The organism is Rhizobium sp. SJZ105, assembly GCF_007828365.1.
GTDB lineage: Bacteria > Pseudomonadota > Alphaproteobacteria > Rhizobiales > Rhizobiaceae > Agrobacterium > Agrobacterium tumefaciens.
The window spans coordinates 123,290-147,396 of sequence record NZ_VIUP01000010.1 but is presented as its reverse complement, the minus strand read 5'-3'; the positions used below and the strand labels follow the sequence as shown (position 1 = coordinate 147,396).

The window sequence follows — 24,107 nt, the reverse complement described above, 5'->3', positions numbered from 1 at the left end:
CGGAACGATGGAAAAACTACGCATAGGAATCGTCGGCGGTTCGCTTGCCGGCCTCTTCGCTGGCATCATGTTACAACAGGCTGGCCACGATGTCCGCATCTACGAGCGATCGAAGAGCGGTCTTGCAGGTCGGGGAGCGGGCCTCGTCGGTCAGAGGGACCTGCTGCACATTCTCCGGCTGATTGGCTGCGAGCATGTCGCCCGTATCGGCGTGGTGGCTAAGGAACGCATCTATCTCGATCAGGATGGCGTTATCGCCCAGACCGTTAAGGCGCCCCAGACCCAGATCTCCTGGGACTACCTGTTCGAAACTGTCGCTTCTCGCATCGCTTCAGGAAGCTATGTGCTGGGTCGGGATGTCGTCAAAGTGCTGGATGGCGAGAGTGGCGCGGAGCTGATTTTTGGTGACGGCACGCGGGTGAATGTCGATCTGGTTATCGGTGCCGATGGCCTTGGTTCGGTGGTGCGCGCAGCGGTCAATCTCGGAGACACGCAAAACCGCTATTCCGGCTATGTCGCATGGCGTGGATTGATCCCGGAAACGAGGCTTCCAACGGCAGCTAATCTGCTTCTCGACCGGTTTGCCTTTCATGTCAGGCCCGGCGTACATGCGCTCGGTTATCTTGTCCCGGGCTCGAAGGGCGAAATGGACATCGGCAATCGCCGATATAACTGGGTCTGGTATCGCAAAGTGCCAGCAAGCGAACTTGCCCACACGTTCACCGATCTAGATGGGCGAACGCATGCATTTTCGCTGCCGCGTGGTGGCTTGTCGAGCGACCATCTGGAGGCGTTGCGCGTCGATGCGCTGCAGATGCTTCCGCCGCAATTCGCCCAGGCGGTCGAGGCGGAGCCAAGCCCCTCTATCCAGGGCATTTTCGACTACGAGTCGCCCCGCATGACGGGCCGTTCGGTCGTCCTCATCGGCGACGCCGCCTTTGTCGCGCGTCCGCACACCGCGATGGGCGTGTCGAAGGCAGCGGGCGATGTCATGGCGTTGAGCGACAGCCTGGAGTCCGAGGTTGACCTTCCCAGTGCCTTGCAGCGGTTCGAGGATGAGCGCATCGCGGTTGGCCGAGAAATCGTTGCTTATGGCCGGCAACTCGGTGCGTCGGCTATCTGAGTATCGACCGGCTGTCTGTCACGGTACTCAAGAACGATATTTTTAACCCGCTGGCTTCTGCCAGCGGGTTTTTGATTTTGAGAAAGGTCGGATGCTTCAGTTTGGGGGCTTTATCAGGCTTAGTGCGGCGTGGATTTGCGAGACGACGGCGGCACCTTCCCCCACTGCTGCCGCGACCCGCTTGGTCGATCCGGCACGGACATCCCCGATGGCAAAGACATTCGGCAGGCTGGTTTCGAGGGGCAATGGCTTGCGGGAAAAACGACAATGCTCATCGAAGGATTGCCCAGTGACGATGAAGCCCTTGTCATCGGTTTGCACCCGGCTGCTGATCCAGCCAGCGTTCGGATCCGCGCCGATAAAAAGGAAGAGATGATGAAGCGGCAAGGTGTTCACGCTTCCATCCAGGCGGTTGCGCAGTCTTGCGGAGGAGATGCCAGTGGCGTTATCGCCATTGATCGCGTCCACTTCGCAATGCATGTGCAGTTGGACGTTCGGCAGGGCCTTGATACGGTCGATCAGATATTGCGACATCGTATCTTCGAGTGCGCGCCGCACGACCAGATGAAGTGTCTTGACCTGAGGCGCCAGAAAAACGATGGCCTGGCCTGCCGAATTGCCGCCGCCAACCAGGACGATCTCTTCGCCGGCGCAAAGTTTTGCCTCGATCGGCGAGGCCCAATAGGAAACGCCGTTGCCCTCGAAACCGTCAATGTTGGTGATGTCCGGTCGCCTGTAGCGAGCGCCGGATGCGATGACGACACTGCGGGCCGTCACCGATTTTCCACCGTCGAGTTCGAGCGCCAGCACACCTGCGTCATCTTTCGGAGGGATCAGATTTTTGACAGCGACGGGAAGAACCATTTCCGCCCCGAACTTGAGAGCCTGATTGTAGGCACGTCCCGCCAACGCCTGTCCGGATATGCCCGTCGGGAAGCCGAGATAGTTTTCGATCCGAGACGAAGCGCCGGCCTGCCCCCCAATCGAGTGTTCATCGATGACAAGGACGTCGAGCCCTTCCGAAGCGGCATAGACGGCGGTGGCAAGGCCCGCCGGTCCAGCGCCGACAACAGCTACGTCATAGAGCTTTCCGGGCTTGAGGTCCGGCGTCATGCCGAGACATGCTGCGGCCTCCGCATCTGTCGGTTTCTTGAGCACGGTGCCGTTGGGGCAGACCATTAGCGGAAGGTCGGAGGCGAGAATACCCAGGCGTTCGATCAGCGCCTTACCTTCACCCTCCATGGCAGCATCAAGTACGATGTGGGGAAAGGCATTGCGGGCTAGAAATCCTTGCAGACGCGAGAGCGCGGCATTGCCAGCGGTTCCAATCAGAACAGAACCTGCGCCTGCATCGATCAGACCGACGCGGCGCAGGATGAAGGCGCGCATGATGATTTCGCCGACATCGGCCGATCCGATCACCAAGGCCCGCAAATGGGCGGCATCAAAGGGAATGGCCGTGCAGCCCTCGGACCCGGCGCGGGCCCCGGCAAGTGTCGGTCGACCCGACAGCTGGTTGACTTCGCCAGACAACTGGCCTGCTCCATGCGTCGTGATCGGCGCCTCGCCGGAAAGACCTTCGTGGCGAAACACGTCCATCGATCCCTTCAGCACCAGCCAGGCGGGCGCTGCGTGGTCTCCTACCTTGTAGACGAAGTCACCACGAGCGAAATATTTTGGCTCGCCGCTGGCAAAACGCTTGGCCGTCTCGACCTGATGGGGGTTGAGCACCGGAAACATCTGGTCCAGGCGCGCGCTGAGATCTGCCATCTGTTACCTCCAGCTGGAAATGTCGTCCGCAGGTCACCGCCGATTTTTCGGCGAAGTTTCAGTAATATCGCGGTATCGGCCCGCGTTGCGGTGTCTGATCAGGCAGGTCCACCATGGTTTCGTCCACATAACACCAGCCCCAGCCTTCCGGCGGGTCATAGCCCTCGATGATGGGGTGGCGGGTGGTGTGGAAATGCGCGGTCGCGTGGCGGCCGGGGGACTGATCGCAGCAGCCGACATGACCACATTCGCGGCAGAGCCTCAAATGAAGCCATATCTGGCCAGTTTCGAGACATTCCTCGCAGCCAAGCGTCATGGGCTTGACCGATCGGATCGTCGGCAGGTGCGAGCATTGATCAGACATGGTTCCACTCCTGAACGTGTTGGAAATTTCAGTGCTTCAGTGCTTCTTCAAGACACAGTATAAGCTGGTTGAAATCGACTGGCTTCCCAAGGAATGCGAATGCACCGCCATCCATTGCCGCTGCTCTCGTTCGCTCGTCGCAATAGGATGTCATGAAGATCATCGGCGGCTTTTGATCACCACGCGAGTTTAACACGTCCTGCATCTGGATGCCGCTTAAGCCTGGCATTTTAACGTCGACCAGCATGCAGTCGATCGCGACGCGATCACCGCGGGCCAGAAAGTCTTCCGCAGACGAAAACAGCCGGCTCTCGTAACCGCAGGACAAAACGAGATCGTCAAGGGCTTCGCGGATCGACCGATCGTCGTCAACGATGGCTATGACAGGTGTTTTGGACAATTTGATTGGGCCTTGCCTCTTAAAATCAACTGGCTTCTATATGCGCCATCGAGACACAACATTGCACCATACAAGGGTCTAGGTTTTGGCCTCAAAGGCCTAGCAGTTCCGCCTTGCGCACCAGTTCGGCTACGGAGCGCGCCTCCATTTTGCGCATGACATTGCCGCGATGCAGCTTGACCGTGATCTCGCTGATCCCGAGGTTGAACGCAATCTGCTTGTTCATCAGGCCTTGCACGACAGCCGTCATGACCTCATGCTCGCGGCAGGTCAATGTCTTGGCCAGTTCCACGACGGCGCCATTTGCAGCAGATTGCTGGCGCATTTCCCGATCTTTCTGAAAAGCGACCGAGACGGCGTCGAGGATGTCCTGGTCCCGAAAAGGTTTGGTCAGGAAGTCGATGGCGCCTGCTTTCATGGCACGGACTGTCATTGGTATATCACCGTGACCCGTCATGAAGATGATCGGCATTCGGTTGCCGAGTTTTTCCAGGTGGAGCTGAAAATCAAGGCCGTTCGCACCGGGCAGGCGAACGTCGAGAAGAATGCAGCCAGGTCGGTCCAGATCGGCATTTTCGAGCAGGTCCTGGGCGCTTTCAAAGGATTTTGCTTCTGTTCGAATTGACAGGAACAGATCGACCAAAGCCTCGCGTATCGCAGTATCGTCATCGACGACGTAGACAACCGGCGTATCGCCGTTCGGCGGTTTGCCGGACTTTCTCGCATCATTCATGGGTTGCCTCCATCGGGACGATCATTTCGAACAATGCGCCACCATTGATGTGATTGCTGGCAGACAGCGTGCCGCCGCGGGCTTCGAGCATGCTGCGGCAGATGGCAAGGCCCATGCCAAGCCCGGTTGGTTTGGTCGTGCAGAATGGTTTGAACAGGTTTTTGAGAACGTCCGGACTGAGCCCGGGACCTGTGTCGAGAACCTTGATGATCACGCTTTGACCATCCCCAGGCTCGATCGTTACCGATATCCGCCGCATCGCTTCCGGGGTTTCGGCCATGGCGTGAAGGGAATTGGTGATCAGGTTGATCAAGACTTGCTGCAGCTCTATCCGCACAGCGTTGACGGTGGGCACATCGCTTGCTTCAGCTATTTCAACAATGACCCCATTTCTGACCAGCTCGCTCTCCATCAGCGCGCGTGTCTCCGTGACGAGATCGGCCAGCGAAACCGACTCGATATCGGGCGGGCGGTTACCAAGCATTGATCTTGCGCTCTGAATGATGTCGCTGGCACGCTGGCTGTCACGAGCGATGCGCTCAGCTGAGCGGGAAACGGCTGCCAGATCCGGCGGGTCGCGATCCAGCCAGCGCTGCAGGGTCTGGGCGTTGACCACCAAGGCGCCGAGCGGCTGATTGAGTTCGTGCGCGAGCGAGGCAGATAACGCACCGACGGTTGCCGCGCGCGACGCCAATGCCAATTCCGCCTGGGCCTCGAACAGTGCTTTCTGGGCGAGTTCCCGTTCCGTAATGTCGAACATACCGACAATGACACGGTTGAAATTGGCAGGATCTTCAGGAAAGCCAACGGTCAGCAGCACAAATTTGCTGGTGCCATCGCTGGTGATGATGCTGCCCTTGCCTTCGAAATGCGTCTCGTTGTTGAAAATTGCCGCGATGAGATCGAGAAAGGTGGCGTCGTCCTGGGCAATATAGCGGCGCATGGCGCCGGGATTGTTGTTGCCCACATGACCCAGCAATTCAAGTGCCGCCGCGTTGGCGGCAACGGTAGGGACGCTGACGATGCATTGCTCCAGAAAATCCGGGTTCTCCCGAGCGTGAGCACTAAGGTCTTTGACACCATCTGCTTTCAACGCCATCAGCATGGCGCGGACCTGCGAATAGTCGCGCTCCCAAAGTGCAACGCGGCTTTGCTCGAAAATCGTCCGGTAGCGCTCTTCGCTGCTCTGCAGGGCGGCATTGAATTTCACAAGATTGAGGCGCGCGCGCTGATTGCGGATGATCAAGGCGCAGGTGATCAACATTGCAGCAACCGCGACCGCCAGGCGTAGGGTTGCGGCGAGGTCGGTTTGCAGCCCATGAGCTGCAAGATACGAGACTGCCGCCAGACTGATACAGATACCGGTCACCAGCATCGTTCCTTTTTCTGTCAGGGTTTCTGCCGACAGAAGCAAGGTGATGACATAGAGCGTGGCAAGCGCGCTGTGAATGTCGGTATAGGTATCGAGATAGAAGATCAGCGCTGCGAGCAAAAATGCGCAGACGAGCACGCAAAGTTCAAAGCGCGCCGGCAGCCGTCTTTCCGGGTTTACCAGGACCAGCGAATGCAAGGAGATTTCCCACGTTGAGATCGACCGCATTATCAAGCCATCCCTGCTGCCAAAACGCAAATGGCAATTCCAATATTCCTATGCAAACTCAATCTCATAACCGCGCAAAAAAGAAAGGCCATTCCAGGACTGGGATGGCCTCAGATGGATCGCGACATCCATGTGAAAGGGCGCGCTTGAAAATTCAGGGTGCATTGGCATCCAGCATCTCTTCAGTGGAGGGCCTGAATTTGTAGCCTCGGTTCGGCAGGCGAGCCACTATACTTAGGTGTCAGTCCGACTAACCAAGCATTGGATACCGCGCGACCAGATCCTCGCCTACAACCATCTCGTCAAACAAACGATGTGGGCAGGAGCTGAAGATGCAGATTTCAAAACATGTTTTTTCTCTCAAGGACCGGCCTGCAGCCTTCGAAAGCCCGGCGGGATCGATCATGCGCCTTGGTCGCGATCAACTGCCAATCCTCAAAGGCCTTTCAATACGCAGGCTGGTGCTCACGGCACACGCGATCAGGGAGCCTCACTGGCATGCGAATGCCAATGAACTAGGCTACTGTGTCCGCGGCCAGGCACTGGTGACTGTCGTCGGCAATCATGGCAGCCGCGATGTCTTTCTTATCGGCATTGGCGAAATGTTCTTCGTTCCGTCAGGCATGGTTCACGCAATTGAAAATACCGGTGAGACGGAGGCGGAGTTCATCCTTGCCTTTTCGAACGAGGATCCGGAAGATTTCAGCCTGTCTGGCGCCTTCGACGTGATGTCCGACGCCGTGCTGCTAAGCACATTCGAGTGGCAACCGCAAAAGCCGCCGAGTTTTGGCAGGCTGAACGCAAACACAGAGATATTCGACCTGCAGGCCCAGCCAGCCATTGAAAAGCAGGCGCTTCATCCAAACAGGCTCAAATTCCGTGTCGAGGAGTCAGCGCCGCACGTATCGTCGCCGGCGGGCTCTGCAAGGACCGCGCAGGCTCCGGCTTGGTCTGCTCTCGATGGTCTTTCGATGTTTTCTGTCCGCATCAGCGAGATTGGCCTGCGCGAACCGCACTGGCACCCCGAGACCGCCGAAATGGGCTATGTGCTCGAAGGGACCGGTCAGATGACAGTCCTTGATCCCGATGGAAGCGCTGACACTTATTCGATCCATCCGGGTGACGCCTATTTCGTGCCGCCGGCTTACCCGCATCACATCGAAAACGCCGGCAGTGGCACACTGCATATCCTGATTTTCTTCAGTCACAGCGCGCCACAAGATATCGGTTACCGAGCAGCGGCGGCCGGTTATTCACGCAATGTGATCGCTAGCCAGTTGGGCCTTTCCGAGCAAGCCCTCCTGCCTCTTCCTGTCGATATCGACGATCCGCTGATCGTTGCACAGCTCTGAAACCCTGAAATCCAAATCCAAACCCAAACCCAATGGAGATTACCATGAACCGCACCCTCGCTGAAAAACATCGCAAGTCGCCTCTTGCAACACCGACTGCCCTTGGCACGAACGCAACCGCCGATATTTCCGGCGCGTTGACGGCGCTGCTGGCCGATGTCTTCGCGCTTTATCTCAAGACGAAGAATTTTCACTGGCATATGAGCGGTCCGCATTTCCGTGATTACCACCTGATGCTGGACGAGCAGGGCGAGCAGATCTTCGCCATGACGGATGACATTGCCGAGCGAGCCCGCAAGATCGGCGGCACCACACTTCGTTCGATCAGCCATATTTCCAGGTTGCAGCGGCTTCTCGACAACGACGCCGATTTCGTGACCCCGGCGGATATGCTGGCCGAGCTTCGCGACGATAACCTCACACTCGTCTCGCTGATGAAGGCGACACACAATCTTTGTGAAGACCATGGCGACATCGCAACCGCCAGCCTGATCGAAAACTGGGTGGATGAGGCAGAGCGCCGTGCCTGGTTCCTGTTCGAAAGCACCCGCGGCGCCGAATGAGCGCGCGAAATTTCGGAGAGGCCCATGATCAACGAACTTTCACTGTCCCGTCGGCAGGTCCTGTTGGCCGGCACCACGGTTTCTCTGGCCTTGGCCATGCCGGCGATGGCTTCCGAAAAGAAAATTTCCCGTAACCCAGAAGGAATTGCATCGATGACCACGAATTTCGTCACCACCAAAGACGGCGTAGAGATCTTCTTCAAGGACTGGGGTCCGAAGGATGCACAGCCGATCGTCTTCCACCATGGCTGGCCGCTGTCGTCAGACGACTGGGATGCCCAGATGCTGTTCTTCCTCAGCAAGGGATATCGTGTTGTGGCCCATGACCGCCGCGGCCATGGACGCTCCAGCCAGGTGAGCAATGGTCACGACATGGATCATTACGCTGCCGATGCCTCCGCCGTCGCCGAATATCTTGACCTGCGCAATGCCGTTCATATCGGTCACTCCACAGGCGGCGGCGAAGTCGCTCGGTACGTCGCACGGCATGGTCAGCCACAGGGACGCGTGGCAAAGGCAATCCTCGTCAGCGCCGTTCCGCCGCTGATGCTGAAAACCGCAGGCAATCCTGATGGCACGCCGATGGAAGTCTTCGATGGGTTCCGTAGCGCCCTGGCAGCCAATCGCGCGCAGTTCTTCCTCGATGTTGCGTCGGGCCCATTTTATGGTTTCAACCGGCCGGATGCGAAAGTTTCGCAGGGTGTGATCGACAATTGGTGGCGCCAGGGGATGATGGGCAGCGCCGTGGCGCACTATGAAGGTATCAAGGCGTTTTCGGAGACAGATCAGACCGAAGACTTGAAGGCGATTACCGTTCCCACGCTGGTGACCCAGGGTGATGACGACCAGGTCGTTCCCTACAAGGCCGCCGTGGAGCTTCAGGCCAAACTGATCAAGAACAGCACGATGAAGATCTACAAGGGCTTCCCGCACGGGATGCTGACCACGCATGCCGACGTGATCAATCCAGACCTGTTGGCCTTCATCAAGGCTTGATTGTTTCCCCATCCCAAGACGTATGTGGCGGCTCCCCAAAGGGCCGCCACTACAAATGCGGGGTCAGCGGGTTAGTCAGCAGCTCGTCGCGAAAGCTCGCGGGCCAGATCAAGAAACGCTTTCACTCCAGCCGACAGATTGCGGCGCCCGGGATAATACAGGCAGAGCCCCGGATACGGTGGTGTCCAGTCCTCCAGCACCCGGACAAGGCGCCCCGCTTTGATGTCGGGGAGCACTTCCTCTTCCATGGTATAGCCCAGGCCGGTACCTTCCAGCACCGAAGTCCTCACAAGGCCCGCTTCATCAAGTGTGATCGGGCCTCGCACATCGATTTGCACCGGCTCGTCGTCTTTTTCAAACCGCCATCGAAACAGTGAGCCGTCCGGCAAGCGAACGCGAATGCATCTGTGATTGAGAAGATCCGGAGGAACCACGGGTTTAGGATGTTGTGCGAAATAGTCCGGAGAACCAACAACAGCGTGTCGCTGGGGCCGGCCGAGCGAAACGGCAATCATGTCGCTGGGAACGAGACCTGCCACCCTGACGCCCAGATCAAAACCGTCATTGACGATATCAACCATTTTTCCTTCCGTGACCAGATCGACATTCATCTCGGGATAGCGACGCAGGAACTCAAGCACGAGCGGTGAGATGATGGCGCGTGCTGCAAACGGTGCCGCATTGATGCGTATCGTTCCAGACGGTGTCTCGCGTTGTGAGCGAACCGTTTCCAGAGCGGCATGAAGGTCCTGAAGCGAAGGCGCAACCTGCTGTACAAAGAGCCTGCCGGCATCTGTCAGCGAGACGCTGCGCGTGGTGCGATTGAACAATCGTACGCCGAGCCCCGCCTCAAGCCTGCCGATGGTGTGGCTGAGCGCAGTTGTGGACATACCGAGATCGATAGCCGCTGCGCGAAACGTCCCGCGCCTGGCGATCGCGATGACTGCTTCGAGTTCCCTAAGGTTTAACTGTTCCATTATCCCGATCTGTTCAACATCACGTGCATATTTATCCCACTTATCCATGCAATGGTAGAGCACTAACTTAGGGGCACCTCACAAGGAGAAATAAGATGGATATGCCCCAAGTTGTGAATATGTATTTTGACGCCGACACCCGCAACGATGCCGACGGGCTGTTGCAAACGCTTGATGTCGATGCGGTGGTCGAGGACGAGAATGCCCGCTATCAGGGCACTGCCGCCATCCGTCAATGGTGGGTGGCCGCCAAGAGTTCGGCTCAATACGTTGCCGAACCTGTGGAAACCACGGTTGACGGTGACAAGGTACTCGTGCGGGCGAGGGTGAGTGGCAAGTTTCCCGGTAGTCCGGTGATGCTAATCCATGCCTTCACGATCAAGGACGACAGGATCGTCAGGCTGGAGATCCGGTCATGATCGACTTTCTCAATCTGAAAGGCAAACGCGCACTCATTACGGCTGGAACCAAGGGTGCTGGCGCTGCGACCGTCAGCCTGTTTCGCGAACTAGGCGCAAAGGTGCTGACGACAGCGCGTGCCCGTCCGGAAAACATGCCGGAAGAATTGTTCGTCGATGCGGACCTGAGCACCGAAGAGGGATGTGAAATCGTCGCAGAGGCCACGCGGCGGCGCCTTGGCGGCGTCGATGTCATCGTCCATATGCTGGGTGGCTCCTCAGCATCGGGGGGCGGCTTTTCTGCCCTGTCGGAGGATGACTGGCACAAGGAAATGTCGCTTAACCTTTATCCGGCTGTCCGGCTGGATCGGCAACTGGTCCCGGATATGGTCGCCCGGGGAAGCGGCGTCGTCGTGCATGTGACATCCATCCAGAGAGTCCTGCCACTTCCGGAATCGACAACAGCCTATGCCGCAGCAAAAGCGGCACTTTCGACCTATAGCAAGGCGATGTCGAAGGAAGTGTCGCCCAAAGGTGTGCGTGTCGTTCGGGTTTCGCCGGGCTGGATCGAAACGGAAGCCTCCGTCCACCTTGCAGAGCGCCTGGCGAAGCAGGCCGGAACTGACCTTGAGGGTGGCAAGAAGATCATCATGGATGGACTGGGCGGCATTCCGCTCGGCCGCCCGGCAAAACCGGAAGAGGTCGCAAACCTGATCGCCTTCCTCGCTTCCGACCGTGCGGCTTCGATTACTGGTACCGAATACACAATTGATGGGGGGACGGTGCCGACAGCGTAGGTTCCGAGATGCGCCTGCAGATCAGGCGGGCGCGTCCCACCCGCCGATCTGTGAATAGATCGCGTCGCGGAGATGGCGGACGTCGTGGTTCAGATCGGCCAGCTCCTTTGGAGTTTGCATTGAAGCTGCAAGCAAGGTGTCGCTGAGGCAGCCCGCCCTGTGCTGCAATGCGCGGCCTTCCTCGGTCAAAGCGATGACCACCTGCCGCTCATTGCTGAGGTTTCTGGTCCTGCGCAACAAGCCGGCTGTCTCAAGGCGCTTCAAGAGCGGCGTCAGTGTGCTCGATTCCAATGCGAGGGCGTTTGCAATGGCGCCAACGGTTTGCTCATCTCCGCTCCAAAGCACGTTTAGCACGAGATATTGCGGGTACGTCAGCCCCAGCTCATCCAGAAGGGGCTTGTAAGCGCGCTGGATGGCAATGCCGGCAGTATAAATTGCGTAGCACAGCTGGTCGTGCAAAGGCGGTGGATTGTTGTGACGTATGGTCATTCTAGGCTCCTTCACACATACATATAGCCAATCATATGGCAAAAATAAATATCGCGATAAGAATTATCTTGACGGAAGGGTCGGCATCTGTCAGCTTATGTGTATCGCGATAACAGTTATCGCAAAACAAAAAGGAAGAAGCCATGACACGCAAGTCCGCAACCGCCCTTTCTGCAATTGCCACCGCCGCATTGTCTGCCGCACTGCCGGCAAACGCTGCCGACACCATTTCCCAGAACCAGTCCGTAAAAAACGTCGTGCTTGTCCATGGCGCTTTTGCTGACGGCTCTGGCTGGAAGGGTGTCTACGACAATCTCACAAAGCGTGGTTACCGCGTGACCATCGTCCAGAATCCCCTGACCTCTCTGGCGGACGACGTTGCCGCCACAAAGCGTGCTCTCGAGCGGCAGGACGGTCCGGTCATTCTGGTCGGACATTCCTGGGGCGGCTCGGTCATTACAGAAGCGGGCGTTGATGAAAAGGTTGCTGGCCTCGTCTATGTCTCTGCGCTCTCACCAGATGCCGGCGAAACGACAGCCCAGCAATATCAGGGGTTTGCTCCCGCATCGGAATTCGTCATCGAAACCACGAAGGATGGTTTTGGATATGTCAGCCCGGCAAAGTTCAAGGCTGGTTTTGCTCATGACGTTAGCGATGCCGATGTTGCGTTCATGAGGGACGCTCAGGTCCCGATCAACATGTCGGCGTTCGGCACGAAGCTCGAACATGCTGCCTGGCGCACCAAGCCCAGCTGGGCTGTGATCGCTACCGAGGACAAGGCATTCGACCAGGCAATGCTGATCCATATGGCCGAACGCATCAAAGCCAAGATCACCAAGGTCTCAGCAAGCCACGCCCTGTTCATGACGCAGCCGACGGTCGTCGCTGATACCATCGATGCTGCCGCCAAGGCCGTCTCGGCAAAGCAGAAATGATAGATTCCGCGTTATCGGGACAATCCGCACTGTCCCGATAACGACCGGAACGTATTATTTCGAATTTCACAACAAACTATGAATTATTAGTTCAATTGTTGTGCCCGCGACTTGGTAGCAATATCCACGCATCAGACGAGCAACGGCGTCGCCTGAAACACGAAACCATACATTTGCAGGACGTGAGATGACCCAGAACGACTTTTCCATAACGCGCCGTGGCGCACTGCTTTCAGTTGGTGCAGCCGCAGCGGCGATGGCCATTTCACCCGTATTCACCTTCGCAGCAAACGCTGCCCCCACCAACACATCAATCGAAGGAAACAAGACCATGGGTACTATCACCACCAAGGACGGCGTCGAAATATTCTACAAGGATTGGGGCTCCAAGGATGCTCAGCCCATCGTATTTCATCACGGCTGGCCGTTATCGTCTGACGACTGGGATGCCCAGATGCTGTTCTTCCTCGCCAACGGTTACCGGGTCGTTGCCCATGATCGCCGTGGCCACGGACGCTCTGCCCAGGTCTCCGAAGGGCATGATATGGACCACTATGCCGCCGACGCTTTCGCTGTCGTCGAAGCGCTGGACCTGAAAAATGCCGTGCATATCGGCCATTCCACCGGCGGTGGCGAAGTGGCGCGCTATGTGGCGAAGTTTGGTCAGCCGGCCGGTCGTGTCGCCAAGGCCGTTCTGGTATCGGCAGTCCCGCCACTGATGCTGAAGACCGCAGCCAATCCAGAAGGCCTGCCGATCGAAGTGTTCGACGGCTTCCGTTCGGCGCTGGCGGCCAATCGGGCGCAATTCTTCCGCGACGTCCCGGCCGGCCCGTTCTACGGTTTTAACCGCGATGGCGCCAAGGTTCAGGAAGGCGTAATCCAGAATTGGTGGCGCCAGGGCATGATGGGCGGTGCAAAGGCGCACTATGATGGCATCAAGGCCTTCTCCGAAACCGACCAGACGGAAGATCTGAAGGCAATCACGGTGCCGACGCTCGTTCTCCACGGCGAAGACGATCAGATCGTTCCAATCGCGGATTCTGCACTGAAGTCCGCCAAGCTGCTGAAGAATGGTTCGCTGAAGACCTATCCCGGCTTCTCGCATGGCATGCTGACCGTGAATGCCGATGTGCTGAACGCCGATCTTCTGGCATTCATTCGATCCTGACGATAAGAGGTGGCCGTGGCGGAACCTGCCACGGCCACTGATGCAATCCTTGCCGTACTACCGATCGAGACGACGATGCAGTTGACGCCCGAGCTTGTAGCCCTGACCATCAGAGACGTCCGTGACGACGGCCCGGAGCCGGGCTGGACGCCGTTATCTGAAGCAGAACTTGACGCTCTGGTTGCCGCTATCGAGCGTGAAGCCGATAGCGATCCGATCTGGGTGTTTGCATACGGTTCCCTCATCTGGAATCCTGAGTTCAAGCCAGCCGGCAGGCGACGTGCCACCGCCCATGGCTGGCATCGTTCGTTTTCCCTGAAAATCGAGCGCTGGCGGGCAACGAGCGCGCAGCCAGGTCTGATGATGGCGCTTGAGCGTGGTGGACAGTGCGACGGCGTCATCCTGCAACTCTCGTCCGAGCGGCGGCGTGACGACCTTCGAGCTCTCGTCGCCCGCGAAATCAGGTATCGGGAAGTCATCGACATGGTGCGCTGGGTAAAGGTCAAAACGCCTGACGGCATCCAGAAGGCTCTGACATTCTGGGCGAGCACAAAGCGCGCGGGTCTGACGGCGCCGCTACCGGTGGAAACGACCGCAAAACTGATCGCCAGCGCCTGCGGAGAGGGCGGTTCCTGCGCCCAGTATCTGCACAACACGATCGTCGATCTTCAGGCAGAGGGCATTCGCGATCGAAACCTCTGGCAGTTACAGGCGCGGGTCGCGGCCGAGATCTCCGCACAGCAAGGACGCTGTGGCGGGACAGTCCGGGATATCAATCAAGCATGACCATCTGCGCCGCAACCTGCTCCTCGAAGAATTTGGAGAAGGATGCAATGCGGGGAGGCAGAGCCTGATAGGGCGGGTAGTAGAGGGTCAACCACAGATCGGGTGGAGCCCAGCCCTTGAAGACGTGCACGAGGCGCCCACTCTTGAGGTGTTCCGAGACATGAAAGTTCGGCAGCATGGCAACGCCTGCTCCATCTGCGGCCATGTCGGCCAGAACCTCACCATTATTGGCGCTGAAGGCGCGCCCTGCCGATATCGTCATGCTCGAGCCGCCGTCCGAGAGCACCCAGTTCTCTCGCCGGCTTTCGCCGCTATAGGCGAGGCAATCGTCTGGCGTCAGCTCGTTCGGATGCTGCATCTCGACAAACCGGCTTCCCGGTGCCGCAACCAGAATGCGCGGCACGACGCGGATTTTCCTCCATATCGTGAACTTGTCCGATGGCTGAGACGAGATGCGGATCGCCAGATCGTAGTCATCATCAACGATATTCACCAGTCCGTCGGACAGTGATATCTCGAAGCCCATCTTCGGGTACCGCTCTTTGAAGCCGGAGAGGATCGGTGGGAGCACCGCCTTGCCAAACCACGTCGGCGCACTGATCCTGAGACGCCCTTCGTCGGCTTTGTGAGCGTTCATCACGTCGCGGCGCGCTTCTTCAAGCGTCTTCACCGCCGGCTGAATCTGGGCGGCGAAGATCGCACCGTCTGTTGTCAGCGACACTTGCCGGGTCGTACGGACAAACAGCTGAACGCCGAGTTCGGCTTCAAGTGCCGCAATAGCCCTTGTGACTGCAGCCGGCGTCATGTCGAGTTCGCGGGCAACCTGGGCGAAATTTCGCTTTTCGGCCGCAAGGAGGAAGGTTCGCAGAGCTTTGTAATCGTTCATTGGGATTGTTTCAAAAAGAGCAACGCAGTCGAAATTAATATTGCAATTCTCTGGTGTGATCAATCGGTCTAGATATTCGTCAACAGCCAAACACTAACGGCGACATTGAAAGGCAAGGACATGATCAAGGATATCAAGGGACTGCATCACGTAACCTCAATGGCTTCGGATGCGCGTCAGAACAATCGCTTCTTCACCGACACACTGGGCCTGCGTCGCGTCAAGCAGACCGTTAACTTCGACGACCCGAACGTCTACCACCTTTATTATGGTGACGAGAACGGCTCTGCCGGCACTGTCATGACCTACTTCCCTTTCCCGAACATGATGCTGGGTCGTCCCGGTGTTGGTGAGGTCGGGGAAACCCAGTTCTCCGTGCCAAAGGGCGCATTGAAATTCTGGCAGGATCGGTTTACCGCACACGGTGTCGATGGCTTGAAAACTGACACCGTCTTTGGCGCCAACAGACTTCAATTCATGGGTCCGGACGGCGACAGTCTGGCGCTGATTGAATCTGCCGATGACAACCGCGCGCCGTGGCTGGCGGACGGCATTCCGGGCGATGCAGCTATCCGCGGTTTTGCCGGCGCCCGGTTCAGCCTGCACGATACTGCCGCGACAGAAGAGCTTCTGGGTTTCATGGGGTATCAACGCGCCGAGAAGGAAGGTGACGTGACCCGCTTTATCATTCCCAATGGAAACGGCGCCGACACGATTGATGTCGCAGCACTGCCGAAAACGTCGTTTGCCCGTCAGGGCGCCGGCTCGGTTCACCATATCGCCTTTGCCGTCGAAAACCGCGAAAAGCAACTCGAAGTTCGCAAGGCACTGATGGACACCGGTTATCAGGTTACGCCCGTCATTGACCGCGATTATTTCTGGGCAATCTACTTCCGCACACCAGGCGGCGTGTTGTTCGAGATTGCCACGAACGAGCCGGGGTTTGACCGGGACGAGGACACGGCACATCTGGGCGAGGCGCTTAAGTTGCCGAGCCGGTATGAAGCGTTCCGTGACCAGATCCAGGCAAATCTCGAGCCGCTGACTGCCTAACAACCCCCGCTCACTGGTGTCTGTGGCAACTGATCGGGCTTCTATGGAGAAATGCCAATGGATCAATTGGGAGCAATCAGAGCCTTTGTTCGCGTCGTCGAGGCCGGATCCTTTGCAAAGGCTGCCAGCACGATGGGTGCGCCACGGTCCACCGTGAGCAAGCTTGTTCAGGATCTTGAGGCCAGCTTGAGCCTCAAATTGTTGGAACGAACGACACGTTCACTCACGGTGACACCCGAGGGCGTTGCTTATTACGAGCGCGCCCTCCGGCTGATCGCCGATTTCGATGAAATGAACAACGAGGCGACCCGCGGGCGCCTTGCCACCAGGGGAAAACTTCGTGTTGACGTAGGAGGGACCTTCGCCAATACGATTCTGATCCCTCGGTTGCCAGAGTTTTACGCGCTCTATCCAGAGATCGAGTTGCACCTTGGTGTGACAGAACGTCAGGCCGACATCGTTGAAGAGGGAATAGATTGCGTCATTCGTGCCGGAGATCTGCCCAGCGCATCTCTTGTTGCGAAGAAACTATGCAGCGTCGAGATAGTAACCTGCGCCACCCCGGCGTACCTCGAAAAATACGGCGTGCCAGCTTCGCCATCGGATCTGCAGCGTGATCATGTTTTCGTTCAGTACTTTTTCGCGCGCAGCCTGAAGGCCGCACCAGTGCGATTGATGAATGGTGACGAGAAAATAGAAATCTACAGCCCGATCAAGCTCTCCACCAGTGATGCGACTGCGCATTTGCATGGAATATTGGCGGGGCTGGGTATTGGACAGACATTTGAATTCTTGGCACGCGCCCATATCGCTCGCGGCGCACTGGTCCCCATCCTGCAAGATTGGGCGCCACCACGTTATCCTGTTCACATAGTTAGGCCAGCGGGCCGGTTTCCGAGCGTGAAGTATCGGGTATTTGCAGACTGGGTTGCGGGCGTGTTTTCTGCCTACGATGAGGGCATCGCCACGTCCTGATAGCTTTATCCATATCCATGGATAGTTACTCCACAACGGCGGGCTTCTCCACGTTCTCCTTTGACGATATCCCACGGCTGATGTGAGCCCGTGGCTCTATCCCGAATGGGAGTATGCTTTGACAGGCTTGGCTCCTTGGTCGCACGAACCCACCTGCAATTTGGAATAACGGTTGTTCAGATCAAGTATAAGGCGACGTGATCGCGATATGGGGCGTCAATGCCAACGGTGACCCGCCATCTTGTCGCGTCAATACTCAACGGCAGACTGCCAAGGATTACGCGGCTCACACACCGCGCAACCGTTGTTCACTGGCAGTGCCGCGCAGAGCAAATTCAGCCAAATCGCTTTCCACCGAGCAGCGAAACCAAGGACGCTGCAGAGGTCTTCAAGGCCGACTCTGCGCATCAAATTTCCTTCAGAAGTTTTCGGAACGCGTGGCCGCGTATCGCTGCCCCGTGCGAAGTCCGCAGCTCAGCCGAATCGAGAGATTATTATTGCGATAAAAGCAATTCATTCCCAATTAATATTGCAATTCTACGGGGTCGCAAGTCGCGCTACCTTTTCTTTCAGCAGCCGAGGCAGCAAGCGAAAGAAAGCATCGGTTTCAACCTCCCGACGGTCTTGGAAGCTGTGTCCCAGGGCACGGCATCCGTCCGAAAGGTCCTGCTCATTTCATCACCGGCCGCATTCGCGGTCCAAAACAACCGAAGAGGAATTGACATGTCCAAGCTTGAAGTTCTTACCCCCGCCAACAGCCAGCTCATTTTCATCGATCAGCAGCCGCAGATGGCATTCGGCGTTCAGTCTATCGACCGCCAGACCCTGAAGAACAACGTCGTTGGCTTGGCCAAGGCTGCTAAGATTTTCAACGTGCCAACCACGATTACCACGGTTGAGACCGAGAGCTTCTCCGGCAACACCTTCCCCGAACTTTTGGCCGTCTATCCGCAGAATGACATCCTTGAACGCACCTCGATGAACTCCTGGGATGATCAGAACGTACGCGATGCGCTGGCAAAGAATGCTGCAAACGGCCGCAAGAAGATTGTCGTCTCCGGTCTGTGGACCGAAGTCTGCAACACGACCTTTGCACTCTCTGCTTTGCATGACGTTCCGGAGTACGAAATCTACATGGTCGCCGACGCTTCCGGCGGCACCTCTTCCGATGCGCACAAATATGCAATGGACCGCATGGTGCAGGCTGGCGTCATACCCGTCACCTGGCAGCAGGTCTTGCTCGAATGGCAGCGCGACTGGGCTCGCAAGGAAACCTACGATGCGGTCACCACACTGGTGAAGGAGCATTCCGGCGCTTACGGCATGGGCATCGATTACGCGGTCACTCACGTCCACGGCGGTGCCGAACGCGTCAGCCATGGCAAGCGCATCGGCCCGAACCCCGCGAAGTAAGCCAGATCAACCGCTCCGGTGACGCATCGGAGCGGTTGTCCGTTTTAACGAGGATGACTCTCATGAAAATCTATCTTCTGTCTCTTGGCGCGGGTCTGCTGGTCGGCATCGTCTACAGCCTGCTCAACGTGCGTTCGCCTGCTCCGCCGGTTATCGCGCTTGTCGGCCTGCTCGGCATTCTCGTCGGTGAGCAGATCATCCCGCTCGCCAAATCGCTCTGGAGCAAGGAGCCGGCAGCGGTTTCCTGGCTCCAGCAGGTGAAGCCCCACATGTTCGGTCACATGCCGAAGGGCGGAAATTCTCCGGAGATTGCCCATCGTTCGCAAACCAATTTGGAGGAGCGGAGCTGATGACGACGCGCCGAACCTTCCTTGGAGCGGCCTCGAGCCTGGCGTTTTCGAACCTCTTCTCAAAGGCCAATGCCGCCGATCCCAACCAGACCGGAATAGATACCATGCACCCAGACCTGATCCTCCATAACGGTCGTTTCACGACCCTTGACCGCACCAATCCAAACGCGACCGCGGTCGCCATCAAGGATGGACTGTTTCTTGAAGTCGGTTCGGACAGCGAGGTCATGTCCCTTGCTGGTTCCAACACCAGGATCGTCGATCTCAAGGGCAAGCGCGTCCTGCCCGGCCTCATCGATAACCACACCCACGTTGTGCGTGGCGGGCTAAACTACAATATGGAATTGCGCTGGGACGGCGTGCGCTCGCTGGCAGATGCAATGGACATGCTCAAGCGCCAGGTGGCGATAACGCCAGCCCCGCAATGGGTGCGTGTTGTCGGCGGGTTCACCGAACACCAGTTTGCGGAGAAGCGTCTTCCGACGATCGAGGAGATCAACGCGGTTGCGCCAGATACCCCAGTATTTCTGCTGCACCTCTATGACCGCGCGCTCTTGAACGGCGCTGCACTGCGCGCCGTCGGTTACACCCGCGATACGCCCAATCCACCCGGTGGCGAAATCACCCGTGATGCCAACGGCAATCCGACTGGCCTGTTGCTGGCCAAGCCTAATGCCGGCATTCTCTATTCCACCCTTGCCAAGGGACCCAAACTGCCTCTCGACTATCAGGTCAACTCCACCCGCCATTTCATGCGTGAGCTCAATCGTCTTGGCGTAACGGGTGTGATTGATGCAGGCGGTGGCTTCCAGAACTACCCTGATGACTACGAGGTCATTCAAAAACTCTCTGATGAGAACCAGATGACGGTGCGTCTGGCCTATAATCTCTTTACCCAGAAGCCCAAGGAAGAAAAGCAAGACTTTCTCAACTGGACGTCTTCGGTCAAATACAAGCAGGGCAACGACTATTTCCGTCACAACGGTGCCGGCGAAATGCTGGTCTTCTCCGCGGCGGACTTCGAGGACTTTCGCCAGCCACGTCCGGAAATGGCGCCGGAAATGGAAGGTGAACTCGAAGAAGTGGTGCGCGTTCTGGCCGAGAACCGTTGGCCATGGCGCATGCACGCCACGTATGACGAGACAATCTCCCGTTCGCTTGATGTCTTCGAGAAGGTCAACAAGGACATTCCGCTTGAAGGTCTGAACTGGTTCTTCGACCATGCCGAAACCATCTCGGACCGGTCCATCGACCGCATTGCGGCCCTTGGTGGCGGCATCGCAACCCAGCATCGCATGGCCTATCAGGGCGAATATTTTGTCGAGCGATATGGCCAAGGCGTTGCCGAAGCGACCCCACCGATCCGAAAGATGCTCGACAAGGGCGTCAACGTTTCTGCCGGCACGGATGCGACACGCGTCGCCTCCTACAACCCCTGGGTCTCGCTGTCCTGGATGGTGACCGGCAAGACGGTAGGTGGCATGCAACTCTATCCGCGCGCCAACTGCCTTGATCGCGAGACGGCTCTGCGGATGTGGACTGAAAAAGTCACATGGTTTTCGAATGAAGAAGGCAAGAAAGGCCGTATCGAGAAAGGCCAGTTCGCCGACCTTGTCGTTCCCGACAAGGACTTCTTCTCCTGCGCCGAAGACGAGATCTCGTTCCTGGTATCGGAGCTGACCATGGTTGGCGGCAAAATCGTCTATGGAGCGGGTGACTTCAAAACGCTCGACGAGAACGACGTGCCGCCTGCAATGCCCGACTGGTCTCCAGTCCGCAAGTTCGGCGGATATGCTGCATGGGGCGAGCCGGAAGGTGCTGGCGCGCGGTCTCTAAGGCGCACGGCTATCTCGACCTGTGGCTGCGCCAGCGATTGCGGCGTGCATGGTCACGACCATGCGGGAGCCTGGACCTCGAAACTTCCGATCGCCGACCTCAAGGGTTTCTTCGGCGCTCTTGGCTGCTCTTGCTGGGCAGTCTGATCGTGTCATCGCTTGGGCGACTTCTGTTCGCCCAAGCGATCCGACCCCATAATTGCAATATTGGCAATTAAATCGAAACTATTGCTGCAATTGTTGGCAGAGCGATCACCGGCCAATATCGCTCCATCAAACGCGGCCGCTCGATCCCGTCAGCGACCAAAAAGGAGCAGGATATGACCTACCAATCCCCTATATCGAATTCGGCCTTGAGCGGACTTGCCCGCGTCGTCGGCTCTCCCATTACGAGAACTGTATCGCTGCTTGCTCTCTGCGCTGCCTACATCCAGGGTCCACTCACCAAGATTTTCGATTTCAATGGCGCGCTTGCTGAGATGAATCATTTCGGTCTGCACCCTGCCGCTCTCTTTGCCGTCGTCGTCATCGTGTTCGAGCTTACGGCCTCCGCGATGGTGGTCTCGGGCTTCCTGCGCTGGGCAGGCGCACTCGCACTTGCAGGCTTTACGCTTCTCGCAACGTTCATTGCTCTTCGCTTCTGGGAAATGGCGCCCGGCATGGACCGCATGATGGCAACGAACGCCTTCTTCGAACACATCGGTCTGGCCGGTGCATTCATCTTCGTTGCAGCGGCCGACCTTGCAAAGGGAGCGGGTAAATGAGCGCCGCGAAAACATCCGGGGGCACTTTTGCTCCTCTCGCACAGCCCGTCTTCGCGGTCCTGTGGATTGCAACGGTTCTCGGCAATACCGGAAGCTTCATGCGCGATGTCGCAAGCTCATGGCTGATGACGGACCTCTCGGCAACGCCTGCTGCAGTCGCCATGGTTCAGGCGGCCGGAACATTGCCGATCTTCCTGCTTGCCATTCCGGCAGGCGTTCTCACCGACATTCTGGATCGCCGCAAGTTCCTGATTGCGGTCCAGATCCTGCTGGCCTTCGTAAGTATCTCGCTGATGGTCCTCTCGCAGACAGGCATGCTTTCCGTGAGCGCACTGATCGGCCTGACCTTCCTCGGCGGCATTGGTGCCGCATTGATGGGCCCGACCTGGCAGGCGATTGTTCCTGAACTGGTGAAACGCGAGGAAGTGAAGAGCGCTGTCGCTCTCAACTCCCTCGGCATCAATATCGCTCGTTCCATCGGCCCAGCTGCTGGCGGTTTGCTTCTGGCAGCGTTCGGGGCGGGGATCACCTATGGCGCAGACGTTGCAAGCTACATCTTCGTTATCGCGGCTCTGGTGTGGTGGCCACGTGCCAAAAACGCCAACGACGCTCTACAAGAGAACTTCTTCGGCGCGTTCAGGGCTGGCCTACGTTACACTCGCTCAAGCCGCCCCCTGCATGTCGTCCTTCTTCGTGCCGCCATCTTCTTCGCATTCGCCAGTGCCGTCTGGGCACTTCTTCCGCTGGTTGCCCGTCAACTGCTGGGTGGTGATGCCAGCTTCTACGGTATTCTGCTTGGTGCGGTCGGCGCCGGTGCGATCGGTGGAGCATTGGTCATGCCGAGGCTACGCGAACGCCTGAGCTCGGATGGTCTGCTTCTTGGCGCAGCGGTGATCACCGCAGTTGTCATGGGTGTCCTTTCGCTCGCCCCGCCGAAGATCGTCGCCATTATCGCTCTTCTGTTCCTCGGTGGTGCTTGGATCACCGCCCTGACGACCCTGAACGGCGCAGCCCAGGCTGTTCTGCCCAACTGGGTGCGTGGGCGTGGCCTCGCTGTCTATCTGACCGTATTCAACGGAGCCATGACGGCGGGCAGCCTCGGCTGGGGTGCTGTGGGCGAAGCCGTTGGAATTCAGACGACATTGCTTATCGGTGCAGCTGGCTTGCTCGTTGCGGGGTTCATCATGCACCGCGTAAAGCTCCCGGCTGGTGACGCCGACATGGTGCCGTCCAACCACTGGCCGGAACCGCTGGTCGCCGAGCCTGTTGCTCATGACCGTGGTCCTGTCCTGATCCTCATCGAGTACAAGGTCGAGAAACAGCATCGTTCAGCCTTCCTGCGTGCTCTCGACCACCTCTCTCAAGAACGCCGCCGCGATGGTGCCTATGGGTGGGGTGTGACGGAAGACTCCGCCGATCCGGAAAAGATCGTCGAGTGGTTCATGGTGGAATCCTGGGCTGAGCACCTCCGCCAGCACAAGCGGGTTTCCAACGCCGATGCAGACGTGCAGGGAAAGGTTCTAACTTACCACGTTGGTCCGGACAAACCCGTCGTTCGTCACTTCCTGACGATCAATCGGCCAGGGGCGGCGTAAATATTCCATAAAAAGGGCGGCTCTGGCCGCCCTTTTTTTATGCCATTTGACGCAGGAAACTTAGAGCCGACTAACTTTTCTCATTCATCCGTTGTCGTGAAAAGGTACCAGATGGATGTCGGCCATCCTCCCCGCCAGAAAAGCCTGACCAAACGGCGCATATACGGATCGATTAACCGGCTCCTGCTGCATTCGAAGCGAAAAAGCCGCAATCGAGCTTTACAACTGTCTGAAAGACGTGGAGGAGCGTGGCACCGTGAAACATCCTATCCCAGCGCTGTTTGTATGTATGGCGTCGCTCGTCGCCTCAACCGCCCCCGTTTTCGCAAATTGCTTTTCTCTGGTTGGGCGGCCTGAATGGCCGCTCATTGCAGGGGCAGTTTCCTCAGCACAGGTTTGTGAGCAGCTCCCAGCCGGACCCAACCAAACTCGCAGTTTCCGCGTGCAATCCGCAGAACTTTGCCGTGGCGTGGATCAAAACTCCACTCTCAGAGCTACGGCCATAGTTACTTGCGAAAGCCCTCCCGACGCGCTTTTCGAGATGCCACCGATGCAGTCGGAGATTGCGGTGATCGTTTCAGTCAACGAAAGAGCATGCAAAATCACCGATGCTCAAATTCAGATCGGCGGTGAGCTGGGAAGCCTGCTGCCCGGCACGGTGGATGCCAGCGAACTCGCGAGGCGCTGGACGGGGTCGCAATTGTCGCAACTCTGCCAGATGCGTTAGTTTTATGAGCGTGTGGTCTACCCTCTCTCTCGAGAGAGAGAGCCTGGGTGACAGTGGG

25 protein-coding genes are annotated in these 24,107 nt (G+C 57.7%); 17 read left to right on the top strand and 8 right to left on the bottom strand.

Features of this window, described 5'->3' with window-relative positions:
* Window positions 1-7: 7 nt before the first annotated feature.
* Window positions 8-1,123 (top strand): FAD-dependent monooxygenase, encoded by a 1,116-nt coding sequence (locus FB593_RS22800; RefSeq protein ID WP_003519263.1) that lies wholly within the window; start codon window positions 8-10, stop codon window positions 1,121-1,123.
* A gap of 96 nt (window positions 1,124-1,219) precedes the next feature.
* Here FB593_RS22800 and FB593_RS22795 read toward each other — a convergent pair whose 3' ends face one another.
* The 5 genes from FB593_RS22795 to FB593_RS22775 all read right to left on the bottom strand — a co-directional run bounded on the left by FB593_RS22795 (window position 1,220) and on the right by FB593_RS22775 (window position 5,990).
* Entirely contained in the window at window positions 1,220-2,893 is a 1,674-nt protein-coding gene (locus FB593_RS22795) for an FAD-dependent oxidoreductase (protein WP_003519261.1), read from the bottom strand.
* 58 nt (window positions 2,894-2,951) lie between these two features.
* A complete protein-coding gene (locus FB593_RS22790; RefSeq protein WP_003519260.1) occupies window positions 2,952-3,257 on the bottom strand; it encodes a UBP-type zinc finger domain-containing protein in 306 nt (101 codons plus the stop codon).
* Window positions 3,258-3,285: 28 nt separating this feature from the next.
* Complete coding sequence (locus FB593_RS22785; protein WP_003519258.1) at window positions 3,286-3,657, bottom strand: response regulator transcription factor; 372 nt, start codon at window positions 3,655-3,657, stop codon at window positions 3,286-3,288.
* 91 nt (window positions 3,658-3,748) lie between these two features.
* Window positions 3,749-4,390: a response regulator transcription factor gene (locus tag FB593_RS22780; protein ID WP_145167014.1), complete on the bottom strand. Its 642-nt coding sequence runs from the start codon at window positions 4,388-4,390 to the stop codon at window positions 3,749-3,751.
* Window positions 4,383-5,990 (bottom strand): ATP-binding protein, encoded by a 1,608-nt coding sequence (locus tag FB593_RS22775; protein WP_236768967.1) that lies wholly within the window; start codon window positions 5,988-5,990, stop codon window positions 4,383-4,385. Before FB593_RS22775 ends, FB593_RS22780 begins: the two co-directional genes overlap by 8 nt.
* A 332-nt stretch (window positions 5,991-6,322) precedes the next feature.
* Here FB593_RS22775 and FB593_RS22770 point away from each other — a divergent pair, with 332 nt between their 5' ends.
* Genes FB593_RS22770 through FB593_RS22760 form a run of 3 tightly spaced genes read left to right on the top strand, consistent with a single transcriptional unit; the run spans window position 6,323 to window position 8,901 of the window.
* Entirely contained in the window at window positions 6,323-7,342 is a 1,020-nt protein-coding gene (locus tag FB593_RS22770; protein ID WP_145167013.1) for a cupin domain-containing protein, read from the top strand.
* A gap of 44 nt (window positions 7,343-7,386) precedes the next feature.
* Window positions 7,387-7,905, top strand: coding sequence for a Dps family protein (locus FB593_RS22765; protein ID WP_003519251.1), 519 nt, complete (start codon window positions 7,387-7,389; stop codon window positions 7,903-7,905).
* A gap of 24 nt (window positions 7,906-7,929) precedes the next feature.
* On the top strand, window positions 7,930-8,901 hold the full coding sequence (locus tag FB593_RS22760) for an alpha/beta fold hydrolase (protein WP_003519249.1): 972 nt from the start codon (window positions 7,930-7,932) through the stop codon (window positions 8,899-8,901).
* Window positions 8,902-8,972: 71 nt separating this feature from the next.
* On the opposite strand, the gene FB593_RS22755 is transcribed toward FB593_RS22760, so the two are convergent.
* Window positions 8,973-9,926 carry a LysR family transcriptional regulator gene (locus FB593_RS22755; RefSeq protein WP_025595167.1) on the bottom strand — a complete coding sequence of 318 codons (954 nt, stop codon included), beginning with the start codon at window positions 9,924-9,926 and terminating at the stop codon, window positions 8,973-8,975.
* A 47-nt stretch (window positions 9,927-9,973) separates the two neighbouring features.
* Between FB593_RS22755 and FB593_RS22750 the strand changes: the two genes are divergently transcribed.
* Complete coding sequence (locus tag FB593_RS22750) at window positions 9,974-10,297, top strand: nuclear transport factor 2 family protein (protein WP_003519246.1); 324 nt, start codon at window positions 9,974-9,976, stop codon at window positions 10,295-10,297.
* Window positions 10,294-11,073 carry an SDR family oxidoreductase gene (locus tag FB593_RS22745; protein WP_013762165.1) on the top strand — a complete coding sequence of 260 codons (780 nt, stop codon included), beginning with the start codon at window positions 10,294-10,296 and terminating at the stop codon, window positions 11,071-11,073. The genes FB593_RS22750 and FB593_RS22745 overlap by 4 nt, the downstream gene beginning before the upstream one ends.
* 21 nt (window positions 11,074-11,094) lie before the next feature.
* Here FB593_RS22745 and FB593_RS22740 read toward each other — a convergent pair whose 3' ends face one another.
* Window positions 11,095-11,562: a MarR family winged helix-turn-helix transcriptional regulator gene (locus FB593_RS22740; protein ID WP_003519242.1), complete on the bottom strand. Its 468-nt coding sequence runs from the start codon at window positions 11,560-11,562 to the stop codon at window positions 11,095-11,097.
* A gap of 143 nt (window positions 11,563-11,705) precedes the next feature.
* Between FB593_RS22740 and FB593_RS22735 the strand changes: the two genes are divergently transcribed.
* The 3 genes from FB593_RS22735 to FB593_RS22725 all read left to right on the top strand — a co-directional run bounded on the left by FB593_RS22735 (window position 11,706) and on the right by FB593_RS22725 (window position 14,451).
* Window positions 11,706-12,497 carry an alpha/beta fold hydrolase gene (locus FB593_RS22735; protein WP_145167012.1) on the top strand — a complete coding sequence of 264 codons (792 nt, stop codon included), beginning with the start codon at window positions 11,706-11,708 and terminating at the stop codon, window positions 12,495-12,497.
* Window positions 12,498-12,684: 187 nt separating this feature from the next.
* Window positions 12,685-13,665 carry an alpha/beta fold hydrolase gene (locus tag FB593_RS22730; RefSeq protein ID WP_019566822.1) on the top strand — a complete coding sequence of 327 codons (981 nt, stop codon included), beginning with the start codon at window positions 12,685-12,687 and terminating at the stop codon, window positions 13,663-13,665.
* Window positions 13,666-13,740: 75 nt separating this feature from the next.
* Window positions 13,741-14,451: a gamma-glutamylcyclotransferase gene (locus FB593_RS22725; protein WP_186447958.1), complete on the top strand. Its 711-nt coding sequence runs from the start codon at window positions 13,741-13,743 to the stop codon at window positions 14,449-14,451.
* On the opposite strand, the gene FB593_RS22720 is transcribed toward FB593_RS22725, so the two are convergent.
* Window positions 14,438-15,337: a LysR family transcriptional regulator gene (locus tag FB593_RS22720; protein WP_003519235.1), complete on the bottom strand. Its 900-nt coding sequence runs from the start codon at window positions 15,335-15,337 to the stop codon at window positions 14,438-14,440. The two genes, FB593_RS22725 and FB593_RS22720, sit on opposite strands and share 14 nt — an antisense overlap.
* A 120-nt stretch (window positions 15,338-15,457) precedes the next feature.
* On the opposite strand from FB593_RS22720, the gene FB593_RS22715 reads away from it, so the two are divergent.
* The 8 genes from FB593_RS22715 (at window position 15,458) to FB593_RS27600 (ending at window position 24,049) form a co-directional block, all read left to right on the top strand.
* Window positions 15,458-16,390, top strand: coding sequence for a VOC family protein (locus FB593_RS22715; RefSeq protein WP_003519234.1), 933 nt, complete (start codon window positions 15,458-15,460; stop codon window positions 16,388-16,390).
* Window positions 16,391-16,447: 57 nt separating this feature from the next.
* Complete coding sequence (locus tag FB593_RS22710; protein WP_003519232.1) at window positions 16,448-17,365, top strand: LysR family transcriptional regulator; 918 nt, start codon at window positions 16,448-16,450, stop codon at window positions 17,363-17,365.
* A gap of 723 nt (window positions 17,366-18,088) precedes the next feature.
* A complete protein-coding gene (locus tag FB593_RS22705) occupies window positions 18,089-18,778 on the top strand; it encodes a hydrolase (protein WP_013762171.1) in 690 nt (229 codons plus the stop codon).
* Window positions 18,779-18,840: 62 nt separating this feature from the next.
* Window positions 18,841-19,128, top strand: coding sequence for a XapX domain-containing protein (locus FB593_RS22700; protein WP_003519470.1), 288 nt, complete (start codon window positions 18,841-18,843; stop codon window positions 19,126-19,128).
* Window positions 19,128-21,110 (top strand): amidohydrolase, encoded by a 1,983-nt coding sequence (locus tag FB593_RS22695; protein WP_013762172.1) that lies wholly within the window; start codon window positions 19,128-19,130, stop codon window positions 21,108-21,110. Before FB593_RS22700 ends, FB593_RS22695 begins: the two co-directional genes overlap by 1 nt.
* 173 nt (window positions 21,111-21,283) lie before the next feature.
* Window positions 21,284-21,727 (top strand): DoxX family protein, encoded by a 444-nt coding sequence (locus tag FB593_RS22690; protein ID WP_019566826.1) that lies wholly within the window; start codon window positions 21,284-21,286, stop codon window positions 21,725-21,727.
* The gene (locus tag FB593_RS22685; RefSeq protein ID WP_019566827.1) at window positions 21,724-23,322 is read left to right on the top strand and encodes an MFS transporter; all 1,599 of its coding nucleotides are present in this window, start codon (window positions 21,724-21,726) and stop codon (window positions 23,320-23,322) included. Before FB593_RS22690 ends, FB593_RS22685 begins: the two co-directional genes overlap by 4 nt.
* Window positions 23,323-23,872: 550 nt before the next feature.
* Window positions 23,873-24,049 (top strand): hypothetical protein, encoded by a 177-nt coding sequence (locus FB593_RS27600; RefSeq protein WP_003518350.1) that lies wholly within the window; start codon window positions 23,873-23,875, stop codon window positions 24,047-24,049.
* Window positions 24,050-24,107: the final 58 nt, after the last annotated feature.